Source organism: Thermogemmatispora sp. (assembly GCF_019683755.1).
In the GTDB taxonomy this organism is placed as follows: domain Bacteria; phylum Chloroflexota; class Ktedonobacteria; order Ktedonobacterales; family Ktedonobacteraceae; genus Thermogemmatispora.
The window spans coordinates 1-19,159 of sequence record NZ_JADGHT010000050.1 but is presented as its reverse complement, the minus strand read 5'-3'; the positions used below and the strand labels follow the sequence as shown (position 1 = coordinate 19,159).

General features: G+C 60.6%; 14 protein-coding genes. 8 read left to right on the top strand and 6 right to left on the bottom strand.

Annotated features, from left to right (window positions below; all coding sequences use genetic code 11):
- The first annotated feature begins 464 nt into the window (after positions 1-464).
- Positions 465-2,930 (top strand): endonuclease MutS2, encoded by a 2,466-nt coding sequence (locus IRZ24_RS05725; protein WP_297161066.1) that lies wholly within the window; start codon positions 465-467, stop codon positions 2,928-2,930.
- Positions 2,931-2,948: 18 nt separating this feature from the next.
- Here IRZ24_RS05725 and IRZ24_RS05720 read toward each other — a convergent pair whose 3' ends face one another.
- A complete protein-coding gene (locus IRZ24_RS05720) occupies positions 2,949-4,019 on the bottom strand; it encodes a DUF1611 domain-containing protein (protein WP_297161064.1) in 1,071 nt (356 codons plus the stop codon).
- Between the two features lie 282 nt (positions 4,020-4,301).
- Between IRZ24_RS05720 and IRZ24_RS05715 the strand changes: the two genes are divergently transcribed.
- Complete coding sequence (locus tag IRZ24_RS05715; RefSeq protein WP_297161062.1) at positions 4,302-4,772, top strand: hypothetical protein; 471 nt, start codon at positions 4,302-4,304, stop codon at positions 4,770-4,772.
- A 217-nt stretch (positions 4,773-4,989) separates the two neighbouring features.
- The gene (locus tag IRZ24_RS05710; RefSeq protein WP_297161060.1) at positions 4,990-5,688 is read left to right on the top strand and encodes a molybdenum cofactor guanylyltransferase; all 699 of its coding nucleotides are present in this window, start codon (positions 4,990-4,992) and stop codon (positions 5,686-5,688) included.
- A gap of 119 nt (positions 5,689-5,807) precedes the next feature.
- On the opposite strand, the gene fni is transcribed toward IRZ24_RS05710, so the two are convergent.
- The 3 genes from fni to purB all read right to left on the bottom strand — a co-directional run bounded on the left by fni (position 5,808) and on the right by purB (position 10,062).
- Positions 5,808-7,004: a type 2 isopentenyl-diphosphate Delta-isomerase gene (gene fni, locus IRZ24_RS05705; protein ID WP_297161058.1), complete on the bottom strand. Its 1,197-nt coding sequence runs from the start codon at positions 7,002-7,004 to the stop codon at positions 5,808-5,810.
- Positions 7,001-8,677, bottom strand: coding sequence for a hypothetical protein (locus tag IRZ24_RS05700; protein WP_297161056.1), 1,677 nt, complete (start codon positions 8,675-8,677; stop codon positions 7,001-7,003). Before IRZ24_RS05700 ends, fni begins: the two co-directional genes overlap by 4 nt.
- A gap of 71 nt (positions 8,678-8,748) precedes the next feature.
- Positions 8,749-10,062, bottom strand: coding sequence for an adenylosuccinate lyase (gene purB, locus IRZ24_RS05695; protein WP_297161054.1), 1,314 nt, complete (start codon positions 10,060-10,062; stop codon positions 8,749-8,751).
- A 463-nt stretch (positions 10,063-10,525) separates the two neighbouring features.
- Between purB and rpmE the strand changes: the two genes are divergently transcribed.
- From rpmE to IRZ24_RS05675, 4 genes are all read left to right on the top strand, one after another.
- Positions 10,526-10,747, top strand: a complete 222-nt coding sequence (gene rpmE, locus IRZ24_RS05690; protein ID WP_052889984.1) for a 50S ribosomal protein L31 — start codon at positions 10,526-10,528, stop codon at positions 10,745-10,747.
- 268 nt (positions 10,748-11,015) lie between these two features.
- Positions 11,016-12,365: a glycosyltransferase gene (locus tag IRZ24_RS05685; protein ID WP_297161053.1), complete on the top strand. Its 1,350-nt coding sequence runs from the start codon at positions 11,016-11,018 to the stop codon at positions 12,363-12,365.
- The gene (locus tag IRZ24_RS05680) at positions 12,365-13,351 is read left to right on the top strand and encodes a DUF1385 domain-containing protein (protein WP_297161051.1); all 987 of its coding nucleotides are present in this window, start codon (positions 12,365-12,367) and stop codon (positions 13,349-13,351) included. Before IRZ24_RS05685 ends, IRZ24_RS05680 begins: the two co-directional genes overlap by 1 nt.
- A gap of 175 nt (positions 13,352-13,526) precedes the next feature.
- Positions 13,527-14,249: a dual specificity protein phosphatase gene (locus IRZ24_RS05675; protein WP_297161049.1), complete on the top strand. Its 723-nt coding sequence runs from the start codon at positions 13,527-13,529 to the stop codon at positions 14,247-14,249.
- Here IRZ24_RS05675 and IRZ24_RS05670 read toward each other — a convergent pair.
- Entirely contained in the window at positions 14,186-15,085 is a 900-nt protein-coding gene (locus IRZ24_RS05670) for a Cof-type HAD-IIB family hydrolase (RefSeq protein WP_297161047.1), read from the bottom strand. The two genes, IRZ24_RS05675 and IRZ24_RS05670, sit on opposite strands and share 64 nt — an antisense overlap.
- Positions 15,086-15,503: 418 nt before the next feature.
- Here IRZ24_RS05670 and IRZ24_RS05665 point away from each other — a divergent pair, with 418 nt between their 5' ends.
- Positions 15,504-16,967 carry an HD domain-containing protein gene (locus IRZ24_RS05665; RefSeq protein WP_297161045.1) on the top strand — a complete coding sequence of 488 codons (1,464 nt, stop codon included), beginning with the start codon at positions 15,504-15,506 and terminating at the stop codon, positions 16,965-16,967.
- 141 nt (positions 16,968-17,108) lie between these two features.
- Here IRZ24_RS05665 and IRZ24_RS05660 read toward each other — a convergent pair whose 3' ends face one another.
- Positions 17,109-18,143, bottom strand: coding sequence for a tetratricopeptide repeat protein (locus IRZ24_RS05660; protein WP_297161043.1), 1,035 nt, complete (start codon positions 18,141-18,143; stop codon positions 17,109-17,111).
- Positions 18,144-19,159 lie beyond the last annotated feature (1,016 nt).

The window sequence follows — 19,159 nt, the reverse complement described above, 5'->3', positions numbered from 1 at the left end:
ATACGTAGAAATATATGTTGTTGCTAATGCCAATTTTATTATGAGAGCTTAGCAAGCGCGCTGCTATAAGCGGGACCGTAGTTGCAAAGTACTACTGCCTGGTAAAGACAAGACAGCAAGGGAGGAAGTCGGGAGGGCCTGTCTCTGGGGTGGAGGCAGAGGGAACAGGCTGTTGCTCTATCTACAGCCGGCATCTCTCAAGAAGGTGAAAGAGATTGACGGCTGCCGGGAGACTGGGGCCTAAAATACGGAGGCATAGAGCACCACCGGGCATAGTTTCGCCGTTCCCTCGTGTTTGTTTTCTATGGTATGCTAGAGCCAACTTATTTTTTAACGCCCTGGTTCACTGCTGCTGAAGCCCGGCTGACTGGTCTGCAGAGCGCAGAGGCAGGAGGGCAGGGCGACCCAGCATCAGGACTCATTGTGAACACGTATTGATTGATAGATCGGATATCATAGGCATCATGCACGAAAAAAGTATTCAGACACTTGAATATCCTAAGATCCTGGAGAGAGTAGCTCGTGAAGCCAGTTTCGCTGCCAGCAAAGAGCTGGTGCTGGCCCTACAGCCGGCCACCAGCCTGGAAGAGGTACGTGAGCGCCAGGCCTACACTAGTGAAGCGGCGCGTCTGCTCGACCTCCAGGCCAACGCTGGTGTAGGGCCGGCGCGTGACATTCGTCCACTACTGGCGCGAGCTGCTCGCGAGGGGGTACTCACGCCTAGCGAACTGGTTGAGGTACTCAACACCCTGCGCAGTGCCGCTCAGGTAGCACGTCTACTCGAAAAGCTTGATCCCGAGGAGTTCCCACTCCTGCACACGCTAGGGGAGGCCATCCCAGAGCGTCCCCACCTCATCCGACGCATCGAAGAGACTGTTAACGAAGACGGCGAAATACTCGATAGCGCCAGTCCCTTGCTGAGGCGACTGCGCTTTGACATCCGTAGCGCCACTCAACGTCTGCAAGAGCGGCTGCGCACCATCGTCAACGAACTGGCGCCTGCTCTGCAAGAACCGATCATCACCATCCGCAACGAGCGCTACGTTGTCCCGGTCAAAGTTGAAAACCGCAATCTCGTGCGGGGCATTGTCCATGACCAGTCGAGCAGTGGTGCTACGCTCTTCATTGAGCCACTGGTCATCGTCGAAATGAACAACCATCTGCGCCAGTTGCAAATCGAAGAGCGGCAAGAGATCGAACGCATCCTGCGCGCGCTCTCGCACGAGATCGGGCGCGAAGCTGAGGCCTTGACGGCGATGGTAGAGCGGCTGGCGGAATTCGATCTCCATCTGGCCAAAGCTCGCTATAGCCGCCTGCTACGCTGTAGCGAACCGCGCCTAAACAAAGAGGGGCGCATCGACCTGCGTGGGGCCCGTCACCCGTTGCTGAGCGGGCGCGTCGTGCCGATCGACTTTCATATCGGGCGTGACTTCTTCATGGTCGTCATTACCGGTCCCAACACGGGCGGCAAAACCGTGGCTCTCAAGACCGTCGGCCTTCTGACCCTGATGGCCCAGGCCGGGCTGCACATTCCTGCCGAAGACGGCTCGGAGATCGCTGTCTTTGAGGAGGTCTTTGCTGACATCGGTGACGAGCAGAGCATCGAGCAGAACCTGAGTACCTTCTCTTCGCACCTGAGCCGCATCATTGAGATTGTGCGCCAGATCGAAGCCTGGGAAGAACGCAGCCGCCCCGCCATTAGGGGAGAGCGTGCTCACGAGCTGGTTAGGGTTAGCCAGCGAACAGAGACCAGCCAACAGGTACCGCCCATTCTGGTGCTGCTCGACGAAGTGGGAGCCGGGACTGATCCCAGCGAGGGTTCGGCCCTGGCGCGAGCCATTCTCAGTTTCCTGCTAGAGCGGCGCATCACGACTGTCGCCACGACGCATTACACTGAGCTGAAGGCCTTTGCCCATGAGCAGCCTGGTGCCGTCAACGCCTCGGTCGAATTCGACATAGAGACACTCTCTCCAACCTATCATCTCAGCATTGGTTTGCCGGGCCGTAGCAATGCCCTGGCCATTGCCAGTCGTCTAGGTCTTGATGAGCGCATCATTGAGCGAGCACGCGAGTTCCTGGGCAGCGCGGGCGTACGCATGGAGACCTTGCTAGAGGGTCTGCAAAGCGAGCGTAAGGCCGTTGCCGATGAGCGCTTCCGTCTGAGCATGGAGCGCGCTGAAGCCGAGCATCAGCGGCGCCAACTTGAAGAAGAGCGCCGACGCCTGGAGCGCGAGCGTGTACGCATCCTCAACGAGGCGCGGGCCCGTGCACGGCGTGAAGTGGAAGAGGTACAGGCGCAGCTTGCGCGCATCAAGCTCGATGTGCACCGTGTCAATTTGACCCGTGAACGTCTAGAGCAGGCGCGCCGCCAGGTGCGGCAGCTAGACGAGCAATTGGAACTGCTGCCCGAGCCGGCCCAAGGGCAACGGCAAGAGGAAGAAGCCGAACTGAGTGAGGGACCATTGCAGGTCGGTGACCTGGTGCGGGTGCTCCCCTTCGGCCAGAATGCTGAGCTAGTCAGTCTGGCGCCGGAGCGGGGCGAGGCCGAGGTCCAGATGGGGTCTCTGCGCTTCCGTGTGCCTCTGGAGAACCTGCGCCGTCTTGGCGGACGACAGGCGGCGGAGCGCCAGAGCGGCAGCCGCTCCCCGGCGATTGTGCTGCCGCGAGTCGAGGACCGGGCCGCGGTTTCCATGCAGCTCGACATCCGCGGCTGGCGTGTTGAGGAGGCCCTGGAGCAGCTAGAGAGTTACCTCAACGATGCCGCTCTGGCAGGACTGGCTGCGGTGCGTATTGTCCACGGCAAAGGCACGGGGGCCTTGCGCTCCGCCGTGCGTGAACACCTGGCCAAACATCCGCTAGTCAAGTCCTATCAGTCTGCCCCAGCGCGCGAGGGCGGCGATGGCGTAACGATCGTGAGCCTGAGCGCCTGAGCGCCCCGCCCTCTATGTTTAGCTGGCGGCAAGGCCGAAATGCTGCAGCAAGGCAGTGAGCAGCTTCTCCGGGCCAAAGCGCACCACATCGGTAGTAGGAAGCCCAGTTTCGTCTTCTGTGCGGCGAATGGCCTCCTCAGCCTGTTGCAGCGAGAGGCCACGCGTGATGAGCGAGATGCCCACGACCTTGCTGTTGTGCTGACGGTGCAGCCAATTGACTACCTCTTCATTCATCTGGATCAGGCGCGGCAGGGGTGGCAACGGACAATGTGGGTAGCCCTCGATGGTAGTGGCACCGGCGTGATGACAGAAGATCATAGCATCGGGCAGCGAGCCATGCAGCAGGCCCAGCGTCACCGGTGAATAGCCGGGGTGGTTGATTGATCCCTGACCCTCAACAAAGACCCAATCATGTTGAGCCGTCAGCTCTAGGGTCATCTCTTCAACCATGCCGGCGATGAAGTCGCTGATGATACGATCCACAGGCAGGCCACGCCCTGCGATCATAATGCCTGTCTGCCCGGTGGCAAAGAAGGCGCTGTTCAGCCCGCGAGCGCGTGCGGCACGGTCGAGTTCAATGGCCACCGTCATTTTGCCGGTGGCGCAGTCGGAGCCTACGGTGAGCACCGTGTGGCTGCCAGGACGATGCGGCTTGTAGGCAGCGACCACCTTCTTGTCGGGTGGACGGCGCACGTCCCAGATGGTGACCCCGCGCCGCTCGGCGGCGGCCCGCAGCTCGGGATCATCGGCAATGAAATAGTGCAAACCGCTGATGATCTCCAGGCCAGCCTCGATGGCTGTCAGCAGTTGGGCGCGCCAGGACCGCGGCAAGTCGCCCCCGATGGGAGCCACGCCGATGATGAGCGTCGTCGGCTGGTAGCGCAGGGCTTCCTCAATGTCGCGTACGACGGGAATGCCATGCCCAAGATCACCGCCCAGCGCCTGGGCGGCATCCTGGCCAGCTCGCGTGCTGTCGATAACAGCCACTACGGGGTCCTGGCTGTAGCGAATGATCCCTGTGGCGGTCTTGCCATAGTGCCATTCGAAGTGGCCTTCAGCCATGATCACAATGCGTCGCGTCGGAGACATATGGGGACTCCTTGGCGTTAGGATAGATGGAAGCGCGCAGAGGCCGCTTGCTCTTCATTATATCAGAGGGGTCAGCGCGGTCGGGCCGCAAATGGTTGCCAGCCTGCCCGACTGCTAGGCTGAAAGGCCAGACGGCATCACAAGGCGCGAGATGAGGAACGGCCTGCTGCAACCTCTAGACGCTGCCGCCTGGGCATGGTATCATGTCCTCTGATATCCACTAGGATCTGTCATCTCTGCGCAGCGCAGCGAACTCATTCACTCGGAGCAGAAGGGAGCACGATGAATTTTAACCTGATTAGCTGGCTCTTCACCGATCCCTGGACAGCAGGGCAGAATGCCGGCCTGGGTGGCCCCGAGGCTTTCCATTTCTATGTGCCCTGGCTCATTTTCTGTACTGCCGGGCTGCTGATCTGCTTCTACTACGGGGTCGAGGGTCGCAAGCGCTTCTTTAAGAACCAGCCAGTGATTAAGTATATGCTCGACCGCTATTTGAGCTGGTTCATAGCGATCTGTCTGGTTGGCTATCCGCTGATCTTTTTCCGAGCCTACCTTGATCAGTCCTTCTTTGCCTGGCGCATCTGGCGCTATTTGTGGCTGCTGTGGCTGGTGGGCTGGGCACTCTGGTGGGTGGTCTATCTGGTGCGCAAGTTCCCCCAGGAACAGGCGAGCTTCGTGGCCTATCGGCAGCGCCAGCAGTACATTCCAAAGAGTAGCCGTCGCAAGGCCAAGGCACGCGCTGCCTCTCGCTGAGTTACTGGCAGGGGAGCTAAACCCAGCCCCCGAGAGCGGCGCGATAGCACGCCTCTTTCCTTCTCGCTCGCTGGGCGGGCGTTGAAGAGCTACTAGCTGGCATCGTAGCAATCGTCGGGCCTGCCCGCGCGCGCTCGCCAAAACGGCGCGGGCCAAAGGGGTCCTTTTTTGTTCACGCTCCGGTAGACTCAGACTCACTTCGCAGCCTGGCTGGCTCATGGTTGGTAGATTAGGTCCTGCTCAACGTCGGCCCAGACACGCGCCCACTCCCCCAGCCGCAGCCTGTCTGATTCTGGCGGGCGGGCGCAGTCAGCGGATGGGCTACGACAAGGCTTTGCTTCCGCTCCCGGCGGCTGAGGCGAAAGACCAGACCTTTCTTGGACACCTGGTCTGTCTGGCTCTGGCCCACACGCCGGAAGTGCTCGTCGTAGCGCGCGACCAGCGTACCGCTGCGCTCTACACTGAGCATCTCCCCCCGGGGGCGCGCCTAGTAGTCGATCTGGTTCCCGATCAGGGTCCGCTGATGGGCCTCTACAGTGGCCTACTCGCGGTACATGCCCCTCAAACTATAGTGCTGGCTGTCGATCTGCCGCTGCTCAGTCCCCGACTCCTGGCCTGGCTGCTGAGCCTGCCTGTTCAGGACGAATCTCTCTGCGTGCCCCTGGTTGATCAGAGACCGCAGGTCCTGCTAGCGCGCTATCCGCGCTCTCTGCTCAACTCCATCGCCAGACTCCTGGCGGAGGGCAGACGAAACCCCCGTAGCCTCCTCGAAGTGGCACCTGTACGCTGGCTTCCCGAAGAAGAACTACGCTCACTCGATCCCGAACTACACTCGTTTCTCAACGTCAATACCCCCCAGGACTGGCAGGCCCTGGAGAAACTGCTGAGCACACGCTCCCAGAGCCTTCATCGCTAGAGCTGCCTAAGGACAGAGGCGACGGGGAGAACGGCAAGACGGCGCAACGGTGCAACGAAGGTAGCTTTTGAGAAAACCAGGCAGGCCGTCTGCGCTCGCGGCAGACAAGGCCAGGCTAGTTAGCTATAGCCGTCGACCGGTGCGGAAGGCTTGCCCCGCTGCATCCATGCCCCAGTCGCGGCTGCCTGCGAGGCCCCGGCGCGGGCACGGCGGTTGGCCAGAGTACGCAGCTCCTCATCAAAGCCGCGCAAGCTGAGCCAGGTGCGGGTCTCCCCAGAGACCACCACATCTGTTTGTTGCAAAGCTGGCACGTTCGCTGCTCCGCTGAGCTGCATAGCGATTTTTAACTCCGTCAGCGTCTGTTCCAGCAGCGCGCAGACGCGCTCATAGCTCTCGCTGGCAGCTTTCAGAAAAGGGAAACCCATGCCGACCACAGTGGCGCCGAGGGCTACGGCCCGTGCCACATCCAGCCCACTACGTACGCCACCGGTAGCAATGAGCGGCAAGCCCGCTACGCTGGCCTCCACCAGCGCGATAGGGGTCGGAATCCCCCAATCGCGGTAGAGCTGGCCGATCTGTTGCGCTTGCGTCTCACCGTGAGCGCGGGCGCGAGCCGCTTCCAGAGCTGACATACTGCTGCCGCCAGCGCCGCCTACGTCGATGGCGGCCACCCCACAGGAGCGCAAGAGCAGCGCCTGCTCACGGCACACGCCGGCTCCTGTTTCCTTGGCGATCACTGGCACTGACACCTCAGCTGTGAGGTGGCGTAAAGCGGCGGCTACCCCACGCATGCGCCGGTCGCCCTCAACCTGGGTAGCCTCCTGGAGCGCGTTCATGTGCACCGCCAGGGCATCAGCCTGAATCATGGCGATGGCCTCCTCGATCTGGCTGCGGGTAAAGGCCGGATGGCGCGCTTGGTCGATCAATTGCGGGGCCCCAATGTTGGCGATGAGAAAGGCGTGGGGCGCCTCCTCACGTACCACGGCATAGGTGGGAGCCAGGGAGGGATTCACCAGGGCCGCCCGCTGGCTGCCTATCCCAAGCGCCAGCCCATAGCGCTCCGCCGCACGGGCCAGATTGCGGTTAATGGTCACAGCTTCGGGATGGCCGCCAGTGAGGGCGGAGATCATCACCGGGCAGGCCAGGCGCCGCCCTAGAAAGGTGACCGTCGTATCGATCTCGTCCAGATCAACTTCGGGCAGAGCCTGATGCACAAGGTGAATATCTCCCCAGCCGGCTCGCTGGCTAACACCGATGCCTTCCTCTAAAGCCAAGGTAATATGTTCGAGCTTTCGCTGTTTGATCTCATCTGTCATGCGCTGGTTTGCGCCTCCTTGAAAGTAGCTCGTCTTCCTCTCCAGAGTCCAAAAAACGCTCCTGTCAGATAGACGAGAGGAGGAGCGAAGATGAGTAATCCCACCAGTGCCAGCCCGAGAGCACTGCTGATCCCTAGCAGGGCGCAGCTCAAGAGGGCCGTGAGCGAAAAGACGAGCGCACTCCGACTCACGGCATCCGGACGGCGCAGCGTCGCCAATCCCACAACAGGCAGCACATACCACGGCCAGAAGTTGAAACTGAGCAACAGGAGCCAGATCCCAAGCGCTAACAACCAACCACTGATCAGAGATGATAGGGCTGTGGTGGCCGACAAGTCCCCTGGGGGGCACTCACTGCGTGCGCGGAGCCAGGAGCGCATCCTGACCATAAGCCAGATAAAAAGCAGAGCGGAGCAAAACAGGGCCGTGCCCTTGACCGTTAGTTCTGCGGGTTGGGAGGGTTGACGATGGCGCGGCGAATCCAGCAGCACTGCCAGAGGAGTATAGAGCCAGCGCAGAGGAGGAACCAGCAGCGCCAGCGGCGAGCGAGCGAAGGAGGTCCAGCCCGAGGCGGCCATGAGAGCCAGATAGCTACCTGCTCCGCGCCACAAAGGCAGTGCCAGCACGAGCACCACGCCCGCGGGCAGCAGTAAGCGCCAGCCCCAGGCCCATAATCGGCCTCCCCAGGACCAGGCATCGGCCCGCCTCGCTCGCTGCCATAAGGAAAAGCCGACCAGCAGTGGCCACAACGGCAGCGCCAGAGGACTAAGAGCGATGGCCAGACCAAGCGTCACCAGCGCCGCCGCCTCCGAGAGCAGAGCGGTGCCCCGAGAAGATCTTGGCTGCTCCCCAAGCAGCAGCCACCAGAGGGTGGCCAGAAGCAGTGTCAACAGCAGACCCTCGCTGTGGCCATCGCCGGCCAGAGCCAGCAGCGCCAGCGGATTCCAGGCGTAGAGCAGACTGCCGGCAAAGCGGTGACCAGGGACGGTCTCCAGCCGACCCAAGAGCGCCCAGATCAAGAGCGTATTGAGCAAATGAGCCAGCAGCAGTAGACCCTTGAGTAGCAGCAAGCCCAGCGTCGGCGAGGAAGTCGCGGGCAGCAAAGCCAGCAAAGCGCAGAGCCATTCCCAAAGCGGACCATAGACCAGAGGACTATGTCGAGTGAGCGGCGTAAGCCAGGACCAGTACGGGTCGGCGGGAAGCGCCGGCGGCACAGTATGCCAGGGTGCCAGGCCGTAGAGAGCGATCAGACGCCCACTTAGCCAAGAGGCAAAGACCGTATCGGTGAAAAGCGTCGGCAGGCATAGCAGGGTCAGACCGAAGAGCGAGGAAGCACCCAGTACCAGGCCTAATGTCAGACCGGAGCTGCGGAAAGGCTCGCCGTTCAGGATCAAGCGAGCGGCTAGGCCATAGCAAGCGGTCAGCGCAAGCAGAAAGAGCAAGAGTAGACCGATAGCATCGAAGCGTGACAGAGGAAGATGTAGACCATTCCAGGCGGGCAGAGCCAGCAGCGGGGTAGGGACAAGTCCCAGCCCCGGGAATGGCTTCAGCATCAATACAAGCAGGGCATAGAGTGCCTCGCTCGCGAGTGCGAGGCCGAGCAGGGCAGGCCAACGGCGCCGAGAGATGGCCTGCGGCTGCTCGACCGTTGAGGCAAGCAATGTTCTAGTCACACGTCAAATCCTTCACCGGGCGGAAATCGACAGCGACGCGCGACGCAGCAAACTGCCCGGTGCCTCCCTGCCTAAGATAATCCCAGACGCTGGAAGGCAGTGTCAATATAGGTAAGATAGTAATCGGTCTGCATCAGTTGCTGCAGCTCGTCGGGCGAAAGATAGCGAGTCACCTCGGGGTCGCTACTCAGCGCGTCGAAGAGAGCCGGGCCACGAATGGGGCCGTCACTGGCCAGGCGCCAGACTCGCTGTGCATTGCGCTGAACCATCTTGTAGGCCTCCTGGCGTCCCACGCCCTTATCGATCAGCGCCAACAGGACCCGCTGCGAGAAGATCAAGCCGCCAGTCATCTGTAGATTAGCCTGCATGCGTCGTGAATCCACCTCCAGGCCAGCCATCACCTGCGTGAAAATATGAAGCATATAATGCAGCAGCGTAAAGGCATCAGGTAAAATGATGCGCTCCGTCGACGAGTGGCTAATGTCGCGTTCATGCCAGAGCGCCACATTCTCCAGAGCCGTCACAGCGAAGCCGCGCAGAACACGCGCCAGCCCACAGATCCGTTCACAAAGCTCAGGATTGCGCTTATGTGGCATGGCAGACGAGCCCTGCTGACCAGAAGCGAACGGCTCAAAGGCCTCACCGACCTCAGTCCGCTGCAAATGACGGATCTCCTGAGCCATTTGCTCCAGACAGGCACCGACCAGAGCCAGAGCCGTCATCAACTGGGCGTGACGATCGCGCGTCACAATCTGGCTAGAGACAGGCGCCACCCCGATGCCCAGTGCCGCACAAACGAACTCCTCAATCTGAGGCGGAACTGTCGCATGCGTACCCACGGCGCCTGAGATCTTGCCAACAGCGGCCTCTTTCAGGGCTGCCTCCAGACGTTGGCGCGCGCGTCGCAGCTCATCGACCCAGAGCGCCAATTTCAAGCCGAAGGTCAGTGGCTCAGCATGGATACCATGTGTGCGTCCGACCATCAAAGTATGCTTGTGAGCGCGGGCCTGCTGCTCCACCGTGGCCAGCAGACGATCGAGACTGGTCAGCAACAAAGCCCCAGCCTCCTTGATCTGTACCGCCAGAGCCGTATCGAGAACATCCGAGGACGTCAAACCCAGATGGATAAACCGTCCCTCCGGTCCCAGTTGCTCCTGAATTGAGCGCAGAAACGAGATCACATCGTGGTGTGTTTCGCGCTCAATCTCGCGCATGCGCTCAGCATTATAGCTGGCCTGGCGAATCTTCTCCAGAGCCTCGGGAGGAATCACACCCTCGCGCGCCCAGCCTTCGCAGACTAACAGCTCCACCTGCAACCACGTATCTGTTTTGTGCCGGTCTGACCAGATGGCGGCCATTTCCGGCAGCGTGTAGCGTTCAATCATTGGGCAAGTGCCTCCTCTTCTGACCGCTCCGCTCCCACGGGCGGGAATAGATCACCTTGTCCACATGCAGTGTATCACATAGGCAGGCCTGGACTCACGGACCAAGGACCGGCGCGGAGCAGCGGGGAGGAGCTGAGGAGAATCGGGCATAAATCCCGCCAGATTTGTGTTTCTATGGTAGAATAGTCCCGTACACTTATCCCCATAGGCCTGCGGCAGGGCGACTATCCTGCCGGGAGAGGGAGAGGCTGGGGGAGGCCCCGTGCGCCAGGCGCGGTATGGGAGCCAGTTGGCAAAGGCTGGTCGCGGTCTCGCAAGAGCAGGGTGGGGGCGCCGCGCCTTGACGTGCTTCATTCCTCTCGCTACAATCGTGTCGCTATCAGCTACAAGCAAGCGTACACGAACCCACCGTGCTCGCCACTAACTAATCCTATTGTGTCAATATGACTAGGGAGTCTGTGTCATGAAGAAGGGCATTCACCCGACCTATGTTGAGGCCACAGTGGTCTGTTCCTGTGGCAATACCTTCCAGACCATGAGCGTCAAACCGGTGCTCAAGGTCGACATCTGTTCAAAGTGTCATCCGTTCTTCACGGGCCAGCAGCGCATCCTTGATACGGCTGGCCGTGTGGAGCGCTTCCGCAAGCGCTTTAACCTGCAAGAAGAAGAAGCCGCCATGAAGTGAGGGTAGGCAACAGATGGAAAGGGGCCGATCAGCTTGCCCAGCGCCGCGCCGTCTCAGCCCTGGCTCCACCAGGCTGAGCGTGGCTAAGGGCCAGAGGATCGGCCCCACTGTCTCGTCAGCCAGCCAACTATAGCGCTCTATATCATGTAGAGCATGCAAGAGTGGCAAAAGCTAGCGCAGCTTGCTTGTCTACGCGAGGCTGTGCTATACTCGTCCTACCGGCTCCTGCCTGGGGCCGGGCAGTGAACGGAAGGGGGAGCGTGCCCCGGTGAGTGAACGCTGTATCGTCTTTCTCATCTCCGACACAGGAGGAGGCCATCGTAGTGCGGCTCTGGCCATTAGCAGTGCCATCCAACTGCTGCAGGAAGCAACGCTGAGCAATGGGAGCGCGGGACATCTCCAGAGCAGTGAAATAGAAGCGGCCAAGGCCAAGGCTGCGATGGATGGGCGGCCAGATGCGAGCGATGGAACCAAGGCAAGCGCTGGACCTGACGGAGGCGAGGCTGGTAGCAGGCTCCGTCTCGAAATAGTAGAAGCCTTTGAGGAGTGCAGTGCCTTTCCCCTGCGCCAATTTGCCAGACTATATGGCCCAGCGAGTCGTTACACGCCTGGGCTATATGGCCTTGTCTTCCATCTCTCCAATCATCCCGGGCGTATTCACGAGGTGCAGCAGCTACTGAGTCCTCTGATGCTCAAGGGATTGGAGCGGCGTCTCAGTGAGCTGCAACCTGACGTCATTGTCTCAGTTCATCCCTTGCTCAACTACGTCACAGTGGCCGCACTGCGTCATCTGGCGCGTCCGGTGCCTTTCCTTGTTGTAGTCACCGACCTCATCTCAGCTCATCATTCCTGGTTTACCGAAGGGGCCACCGCCTACGTGGTTCCCACCGAAGAGACCAGACAACTCTACCTGGCGCGAGGCCTGGACCCTGAGCGTGTTCATCTCCTCGGCATGCCGATTCATCCGCGTTTTACCCTGCCGGTAGCGAGTCGTGAGGAACTGCGGGTCCAGCTAGGACTAGAGCCAGAACGTCCGGTAGTGCTGCTAGTTGGAGGAGGCGAAGGCAGCGGCGGTCTGCGCACGGCAGTAGAAGCCATCTCGCAGGCGCGGCTACCAGTACAGCTACTAGTTGTCACGGGGCGCAACCGGCGTCTCTATGCGCAGTTACAGAAGGAGCGAGCAAAATGGCAGGTGCCAGCCAAGATCATGGGCTTTGTCACCAACATGCCCGAGCTAATGCATGCTGCTGACGTCATTGTCACCAAGGCTGGCCCAGGCACCATCTGCGAGGCCCTGGCCTGTAACCTGCCCATCATCCTCAGCGGTTACGTTCCTGGCCAAGAGGAAGGCAACGTCACCTTTGTCGAGCGCAATGGAGTAGGCGTTCTGGCGCGCAAGCCACAGCAACTGGTGCGGGCACTGCAAGAGCTGCTAGAGCCAGGCTCAGCCCTCTTGCAGCAGCGCATTGAGAACGCGCGGCGCCTAAGCCGTCCCCAGGCGGCCTTTGACATTGCCCGACTCATTCTCAGTTACCTGCCGCCGCCGGGTCAGCCGGGTCCCTGGGAAGAGCGGCAGGCCGTAGCCCAGGTTGCCACTGCCAAAGTGAAGGGGAAATAATGGCCAAGCGCTTCAAAGCGGGATTTTCCAAATTCTACTACGGCGGACAGGCCGTCATGGAAGGCGTCATGATGCGCGGACGCACCTCAGTGGCGATGGCCGTACGCCGTCCCGATGGCAGCATCTACCTCTATGAGGAGCCGCTGCAGCCGCGGCTCTATCGTAATCCCCTCTTTCGCCTGCCGTTTCTGCGTGGCCTCTTGCTGCTGTGGGAGACGCTGGTTCTAGGAACGCGCATGATGGCACTCTCGGCCAATGTGGCCCTCGGACTAGAAGAGCCGGCCCGGCCAGGGGTGGACGAAGCGAATGATGAGCAGGGATCAGCGCGGCTCGGCGGCCTGGCCCTGGCTGGCCCCCTTGTCATCTCGCTCGGCTTCGCTATAGCGCTCTTCTTTCTGTTGCCGGTCTTTCTGGCGAGCCTGGTACCGCACCAGGTAGCTGGTGGCTGGCTCAACCTCTGGCTGGAAGGACTCATTCGTCTGGCGCTGCTCATCGGCTATCTGCTCCTGATCGGACGATTGGCCGAGGTCCAGCGCGTCTTTGGCTACCACGGAGCCGAGCATAAGGCCATTAATGCTATGGAGCATGGCGACCCGCTGGATGTGCCCCACGTGCGCGCCGCCTCGCGCGTCCATACGCGCTGCGGTACCGGTTTCCTGCTGCTGGTCGTCGTCATCTCGATCGTGGTCTTTGCGCTCCTGGGCTTCCCCTCGCTCTGGCTGCGCCTGCTCTCGCGCGTGCTGCTCGTGCCTGTCATTGCCGCTCTAGCCTACGAGTTGCTGCGCCTGGGAGCGGCCTGGTACCATCTGCCGCTAGTGCGCTTCCTGCTGGCTCCCAGTCTGGCGCTTCAGGGTTTGACGACGCGCGAGCCTGATGATAGCATGATAGAGTGTGCTATTGTGGCCCTGGAGCGCGTCATGCAGCGCGATGCCGCCGAAGAGCGTGCTCAGGCCGCTGACTTGCCCCCACTGGTGACCTCGCGCTAGTGCCTGCGCTTCACCTGAGCCGCTAAAAGTCAGTGGGGCTGGCTGCGGCTCGTGGCTATGGGATGTGCTCAGCAGCTAGACAAAGCAACGTCTGCGTATGGCTTGCGGTGGACGAGGCTTGAATAGAGGAAAATGATCAAAAAGAAAATAGGAGAGTTTATTTTATTCATAGAGCATGGAGCAAAAGCATACGAGTGAGCAATTGAAGGAAAACAACCCAGCGAAGCAGCAATACACGGGCGGCCCTGGCTGCGCAGACCCGCCGGCGGTCGCGATCTCTGCGTCTGGCGACGCTCCGCGCCTTGAATTCTCGCGCTTACGCTGGGCCTTGACTGGAGTTATTCGGGTCCTGTATCGCCGTTGGACGCGTATTGCGGCGCACCTCTTCCCAGAGAACTCGCCGGGCGAGCGCCTGGCGCGAGCCTTACATATCCCCCTGCCTGATCAGCTCAACCTGAGCTGGATCACAGATCAACTGGCAGTTGGGGGACGTATTCATCCGCAAGACATCAAAGCTCTGGCGCGTCTGGGCGTCACGCATGTGGTCGACACGCGCGCCGAATACGTCGATGATCGCCAGGCTCTGGCCAAGGTGGGCATCGAGCTGTTACACTTGCCCACGCCTGATACACAGCCACTCTCGCTAGAGCAACTCTTAGAGGGGGCGCGTTGGGTTAATGAGCGCATCCAGCGTGGCGGGCGTGTACTTGTTCACTGCGAACATGGGGTAGGCCGCAGCGCCCTGCTGGCCTGCGCCGTTCTCGTCTATGGGGGCATGCATGCGCGCGATGCTCTGGCGCTGGTACAGCAGCGACGCTGGCAAGCGGCCCCAAATCATAAGCAAGTTGAGCGCCTGCGCGAGTTCGAATCGCTGGTACGGGCTGCTCGCAGCAAATAGTGCTCAATGGCGTAGGCGACCCCGTCCTCGCTGTTGCTGGTGGTTATAGCGCGAGCGGCCTGCTTAACTGCAGCGCTAGCCTGCCCCATCGCGATGCCGAAGCCGACCAGGGAGAGCATGGCAATATCGTTTTCGTTATCGCCGATGGCCATCACCTCGGTGAGCGGGATATGCAGTAGCTCTGCCAGGGCGGCCACCGCCGTGGCTTTTGAGCAGCCGGCGCGCAAGAGTGACAGCTCTCCACACTGGTAATTGCCGCGCTCTAAGAGCAGCCAGGAGCAGTCGAGCGCGGCCACGGCGGGCACTAGCAGGCGCAGTCGCTCCGGCGCCTCGAGAGCAACCAGGCGCAACACGGGCTTGTCCAGTGTCAGCAAACGCTCGCGCGGCAGGCGACGCAGCTCGGCGGCGTGGACCGTAAAGTAGATCTGCTGCCAGGAGGAATCTAGCTCGGCGGGGCCGATCCAGACCTCCTCGTGCAAGGGATTAGTGAGCGGCTGAATCACCGGCTGCAGGCCCTCGGCGAGAAAGAGCGCGATGCTCTGTTGGACCACCTGGGTCGGCAGCGGATTGCTATAGAGGATGCGCCCGCCGGGATGCTCAACGATCAAGGCGCCATCGTAGAGGATCAGCGGCGCCCTCAAAGCCAGCTCGCGCGCAATACTGGCTGTGTTCCCGTAGCGGCGAGCAGTTGCCAGGGTCACAGTGACACCGGCGGCCTGAGCCTCGGCGATAGCAGCGCGCGTGCCTTCCGTAATCTCGCCTCCGGGCGTCAGCAATGTGCCGTCGATATCGATCACCAGCAGCTTGCAGGCCGCTTGAGCTGGTGGCATGGTCATCAGTGCGTGTTCTCCCTCTTTCCACATAGTCCAGAGACAGGCAGAAAAAAGCAGGTGTGCAACAGGTGCGCAGACAGGAAAGCAAGCAGGAAACAAATGAGAAAGCGACGGGAGAGAAGTGCCCGTCGCTAGTACAAGCACGCCGTCTGGCTTTCCTGAAAGACATGCCTAATTATAGGCGCCCTTGCAGGTGAATGCAAGCGCAGGAGACACACCTGGGGTAAGAGTACTGTCTTGTCTCTCACTGTGCCGCGGCGCCCAGGCTCGCCGGCTCCTGGCTGAAAGTCAGCAGCGAGGTCCTGGCGAGGTTCTGGCGAGGCGACACTGGCTCTCTGCTCCCAGAAGCTGATAGAATCGAAGCATGAGCACGAAGGAACAACCAAGGGACGCGCTCGCTGCACAGCATCAAAGGATGCTGATGGAAGATATCTCGGGAAACAGCTCGGTCCTGGCGGAAGCGGAAGAAGAAACGCTCCGGGGGCCGCGAATCGTGCAACCGGGGATGTGGCAGCCCTGGCGCGATGGCCATGGCTTGCCGCTGCTGCCCGACGAAGAACCCGTCAGCACCGTGCGCGACAGCCTCTATGATCTCATCCCTTTAGGTCCGCGCGAAATCAAGCTGATCAGCAGCGCTCCCTTTTTACGTTTGCAGAAAGTCAAACAGTTGGGGTTTGTCTATCGTATCTGGCCAGGAGCCACGCATACGCGCTATGAGCACAGCTTAGGCTGCTACCATCTGGCCGTACGCGCTGTGCGGGCACTGCTCCAACGCGGTAGTAACGGAGGTCTCTACGGCATCTCCATCAAAAGTATACAGACACTCATTGTAGCGGCTTTGCTTCACGACATAGGGCACTATCCATTCTCACATGTCATTGAGGAGCTGGGTCACCCAATCATTGCCCATGAGCGCGTTGGGCGGGCGATCATTGAGAAGAGCGAGATCGCCACGATTCTAGAAGAGGAGTACCAGCTCTCACCGGAGCGTGTGGCGGACTTTATCGATCCGCCGCCGGGCAAGCGCCTACCCGAGGACGACGAGCTGCTGCGCAGTCTGCTGAGCGGAGCCCTCGATGTCGATAAGCTCGATTATCTGCCGCGGGATGCCCGCGCCTGCAATGTGCCCTACGGGGGCGTGGATGTGGCACGCTTGCAGGGGGCGCTACGTGTCCATCCCAATGTCCAGGGCCAGCGGCGCATCGTGGTGACGCATAAGGGAATCAGTCCGCTGCATTCGCTACTGCACGCCCGCCAGGAGATGTTTGACAATATCTACTGGCACCATACCAACCGTGCTTTTCAAGTGATGTTGATGCGGGCCGTGCAAGAAGCGCTGCTAGCGGGGGCGCTGAGTGCCGAGCGGCTCACCGGTCTAGATGATGCCTCATTGCTGACGCTACTGGCTGAGCCGCAGATGCCGCCGGCCTCGCGGGCGCTGACGGAGGCCCTGGAGCTGCGCCGACCGTACAAGGATGCCTTGGAGATCAGCCGTCCGGCGGGCCAACTCTTTCAGCGACTCGATGCGCTCTACTGGGATGCCCAACGTCGGCGACGTGTTGAGCAGGCCTTGGCGGCAGAGCTAGGGCGGGCGCTGGAGACAGAGATCGCCGACTATGAAGTCTTGATCGACATTCCACGCCCGGTCAATTGGGAGATGGATGTCTGGGTCTGGTTTGCTAATCCACCGGTCGGCATGGATCACCTGGTGACCTGGGTCCAGGCGACCGGGCTGCAGCCGGACGATCTAGCGCGCTACGAGCTACATCAGCGGCGTATTCGCGTACTCGTGCCTGAGCGCCTGCGAGCACCGCTGCGCGCCCATCGGCAAGATCTGCTGCTCCCTCTCCTACAGCGGCTACTGGAGGTGCAGTCGGCAGGGTAGCCCTGCGCTGGCCCTGCCTCCTTCCTGGCCAGGACCGCTGGCGCTCAGGGAGGCATCGTCTCAACCCGATTGATTGCAGGAAGCTGTTGAACGGCCTGATCCGGTTCTGGCTCAGCCGTATGGCTTCGGCTCTCGCTGGCCTCAACGCAAGCGACGCTCCTTGTGCTGGTACATCAGCCGGACAACTTTTTCGTGGATGCGCTGGGCTGGACGGTAGTCGGGGGCCAGTTGTAAGGCATAGCTGGCGACGCGGGCAGCCTCACGGTAGCGGCCCAGGCGATAGAGGTTGTCGGCCTTAATCGTCCAAAAGCGTACATTGTGAGGGTCTAGCTCCAGCACGCGCTCAATGGCATCAACAGCCTCCTCGAAGCGTCCCAGGCTGCGCAGAGCGCGCATGTGCATTTCCCAGGCCACGAGGCTGCTGGGGGTCAGGCGGGTCAGCTTGCTGGTGACCTCAAAGAGTTCTTCCATTTCGCCCAGCGCGCGCAGGGCTTGGGCCAGCAACAGGAGCGAGAGCTGATCATCGGGAGCAAGCTGCAAGGCGCGCTGCATCAGTTCGCGCACTTCCTGGGGGCGAGCCAGGCGACGCAGCAGCTCACCTTTCATCTGAAGGGCAAAGAGATAGTCTGGATCGCGCGCCAGACTCTGGTTAAAGGCTTCCAGGGCTTCGGAAAGGCGATTGAGGTTCAGCAGCGCTGTGCCTTTATTGGCCCAGGCACGGGCATCGCTGGGATCAAGCTCCAGTGCGCGCTCAGCGCTGCGCAGAGCTTCGGGAAAGCGCTGTTGGAGAATTTGCAAACCGCTGCGGTTGAGCCAGGCTAATGCCAGATGATGATTGAGTAGCAGCGCCTGATCGTTGGCGATCGTGGCCTCAGAGAGGCGTTCAAGCTTTTGCAAGGCCCGCGCCTTGCAGGCAAAAGCCAGGGCGGAATGAGGTTGCACCTCTAACGCCCGTTCGCTGACGGCCAGCATCTGCTCGTAAGCGCCACTGCCATCAAGGGCAAGGGCGAGGCCTGTGAGGGCCTCTTCATGCTCGGGATCAAGCACCAGCGCTTGTCGAAAGCTGGTGGCGGCAGCCTGCCAATCGCGGCGCTGGAGCTGCTCTCGACCCTGGCGACAGAGGTCCTCTACGGTTGACTGTCTTCGTTGCTCTCGCGATGTGTGTTTCTCTGCCATTCCTCTTCTGCCTCAAAGGCTGCCTGTTCTCTGTCCTGCAAGCAGAGTGCGCAGCCTCGCTATCTGTAGATGCTCATTATCTCATGAGAAGACGCACTCGGACAAGAGGTCTTAGCTGCTGCTGGCAGCTTGGCTTAGCTCATAGGCTGATAAAGCCTGACCGTCTGGAGGAGAAGAGCGAGAAGAGGATGGATTGCCAGGCTTGATGGTGCCCAGGGTCCTATACGCGCCGCTAGTTATCCCCCACCGGCATACATGCTTGCGGTCGAGCGAGCGAGCAAGCAAGCAAAATCGCCCTCTTCTCCCTGTGAATGCTCTTCCTAGCTAACAATTGTACCATCAGAGGGAAGCACATGAAGAGTCTAGGCAGTAGCCGCGGAACGCGTGAAGCGCGTAGAGCCTGGGCACCGGAGGCCCCATCGTGTGGGAGACTCTCCTGGATAGTGAGAGAGGCCAGGACTCGCCAGGCCCTACGACGCGGGAGGCTTCCCAGCGAAGAATCAGCAAACTCCATTTCCTCAACCTAGACCTCTCTTACGAAGTCTATTAACTAACAGCATGAACGATGAAAAGATGTAAAAAGTACTGGGAGATCGATCCCTCGCGCTGCTTTGCTTTACGCTTTCTTTACAGATCTCTAAGGAATCTCTGACGATCACCCGCTATAGTACAGGCAGGAAAACCAAGGCACGAACCTCGGAGTGATCGACTTTATCCCGATTGTCCAGGCAGAGGCGGCGTCGTCCTTGACCAGGCCGCCTTACTAATGGCCTCGTAGAGAGCTTAGAGGGCAGGCGAGTCAGAGAGCGGTGCCTGCCCTCAGCTCCGGCGGGGAAACTCCTCCTCTTCGGTAGTAGTATTATAGAAGGCAGTGTCGGGAGAGAGTATAGACGGAGGTTGCAGGCTCATGTATAATCCGCATGCAGAAAACGAACCGGGGATGGCAGATCCCCACGATCAGCAGACAGTGGCCTATCAGTTTGTTCCGAGTGAGTCCGGAGGGGGGTCAGGGGGAT

Coding starts and splice junctions, on each gene's coding strand:
- IRZ24_RS05725 (WP_297161066.1), top strand. CDS start 465: ATGCACGAAAAAAGTATTCAGACACTTGAATATCCTAAGATCCTGGAG.
- IRZ24_RS05720 (WP_297161064.1), bottom strand. CDS start 4,019: ATGTCTCCGACGCGACGCATTGTGATCATGGCTGAAGGCCACTTCGAA.
- IRZ24_RS05715 (WP_297161062.1), top strand. CDS start 4,302: ATGAATTTTAACCTGATTAGCTGGCTCTTCACCGATCCCTGGACAGCA.
- IRZ24_RS05710 (WP_297161060.1), top strand. CDS start 4,990: ATGGTTGGTAGATTAGGTCCTGCTCAACGTCGGCCCAGACACGCGCCC.
- fni (WP_297161058.1), bottom strand. CDS start 7,004: ATGACAGATGAGATCAAACAGCGAAAGCTCGAACATATTACCTTGGCT.
- purB (WP_297161054.1), bottom strand. CDS start 10,062: ATGATTGAACGCTACACGCTGCCGGAAATGGCCGCCATCTGGTCAGAC.
- rpmE (WP_052889984.1), top strand. CDS start 10,526: ATGAAGAAGGGCATTCACCCGACCTATGTTGAGGCCACAGTGGTCTGT.
- IRZ24_RS05680 (WP_297161051.1), top strand. CDS start 12,365: ATGGCCAAGCGCTTCAAAGCGGGATTTTCCAAATTCTACTACGGCGGA.
- IRZ24_RS05675 (WP_297161049.1), top strand. CDS start 13,527: ATGGAGCAAAAGCATACGAGTGAGCAATTGAAGGAAAACAACCCAGCG.
- IRZ24_RS05670 (WP_297161047.1), bottom strand. CDS start 15,085: ATGACCATGCCACCAGCTCAAGCGGCCTGCAAGCTGCTGGTGATCGAT.
- IRZ24_RS05665 (WP_297161045.1), top strand. CDS start 15,504: ATGGAAGATATCTCGGGAAACAGCTCGGTCCTGGCGGAAGCGGAAGAA.
- IRZ24_RS05660 (WP_297161043.1), bottom strand. CDS start 18,143: ATGGCAGAGAAACACACATCGCGAGAGCAACGAAGACAGTCAACCGTA.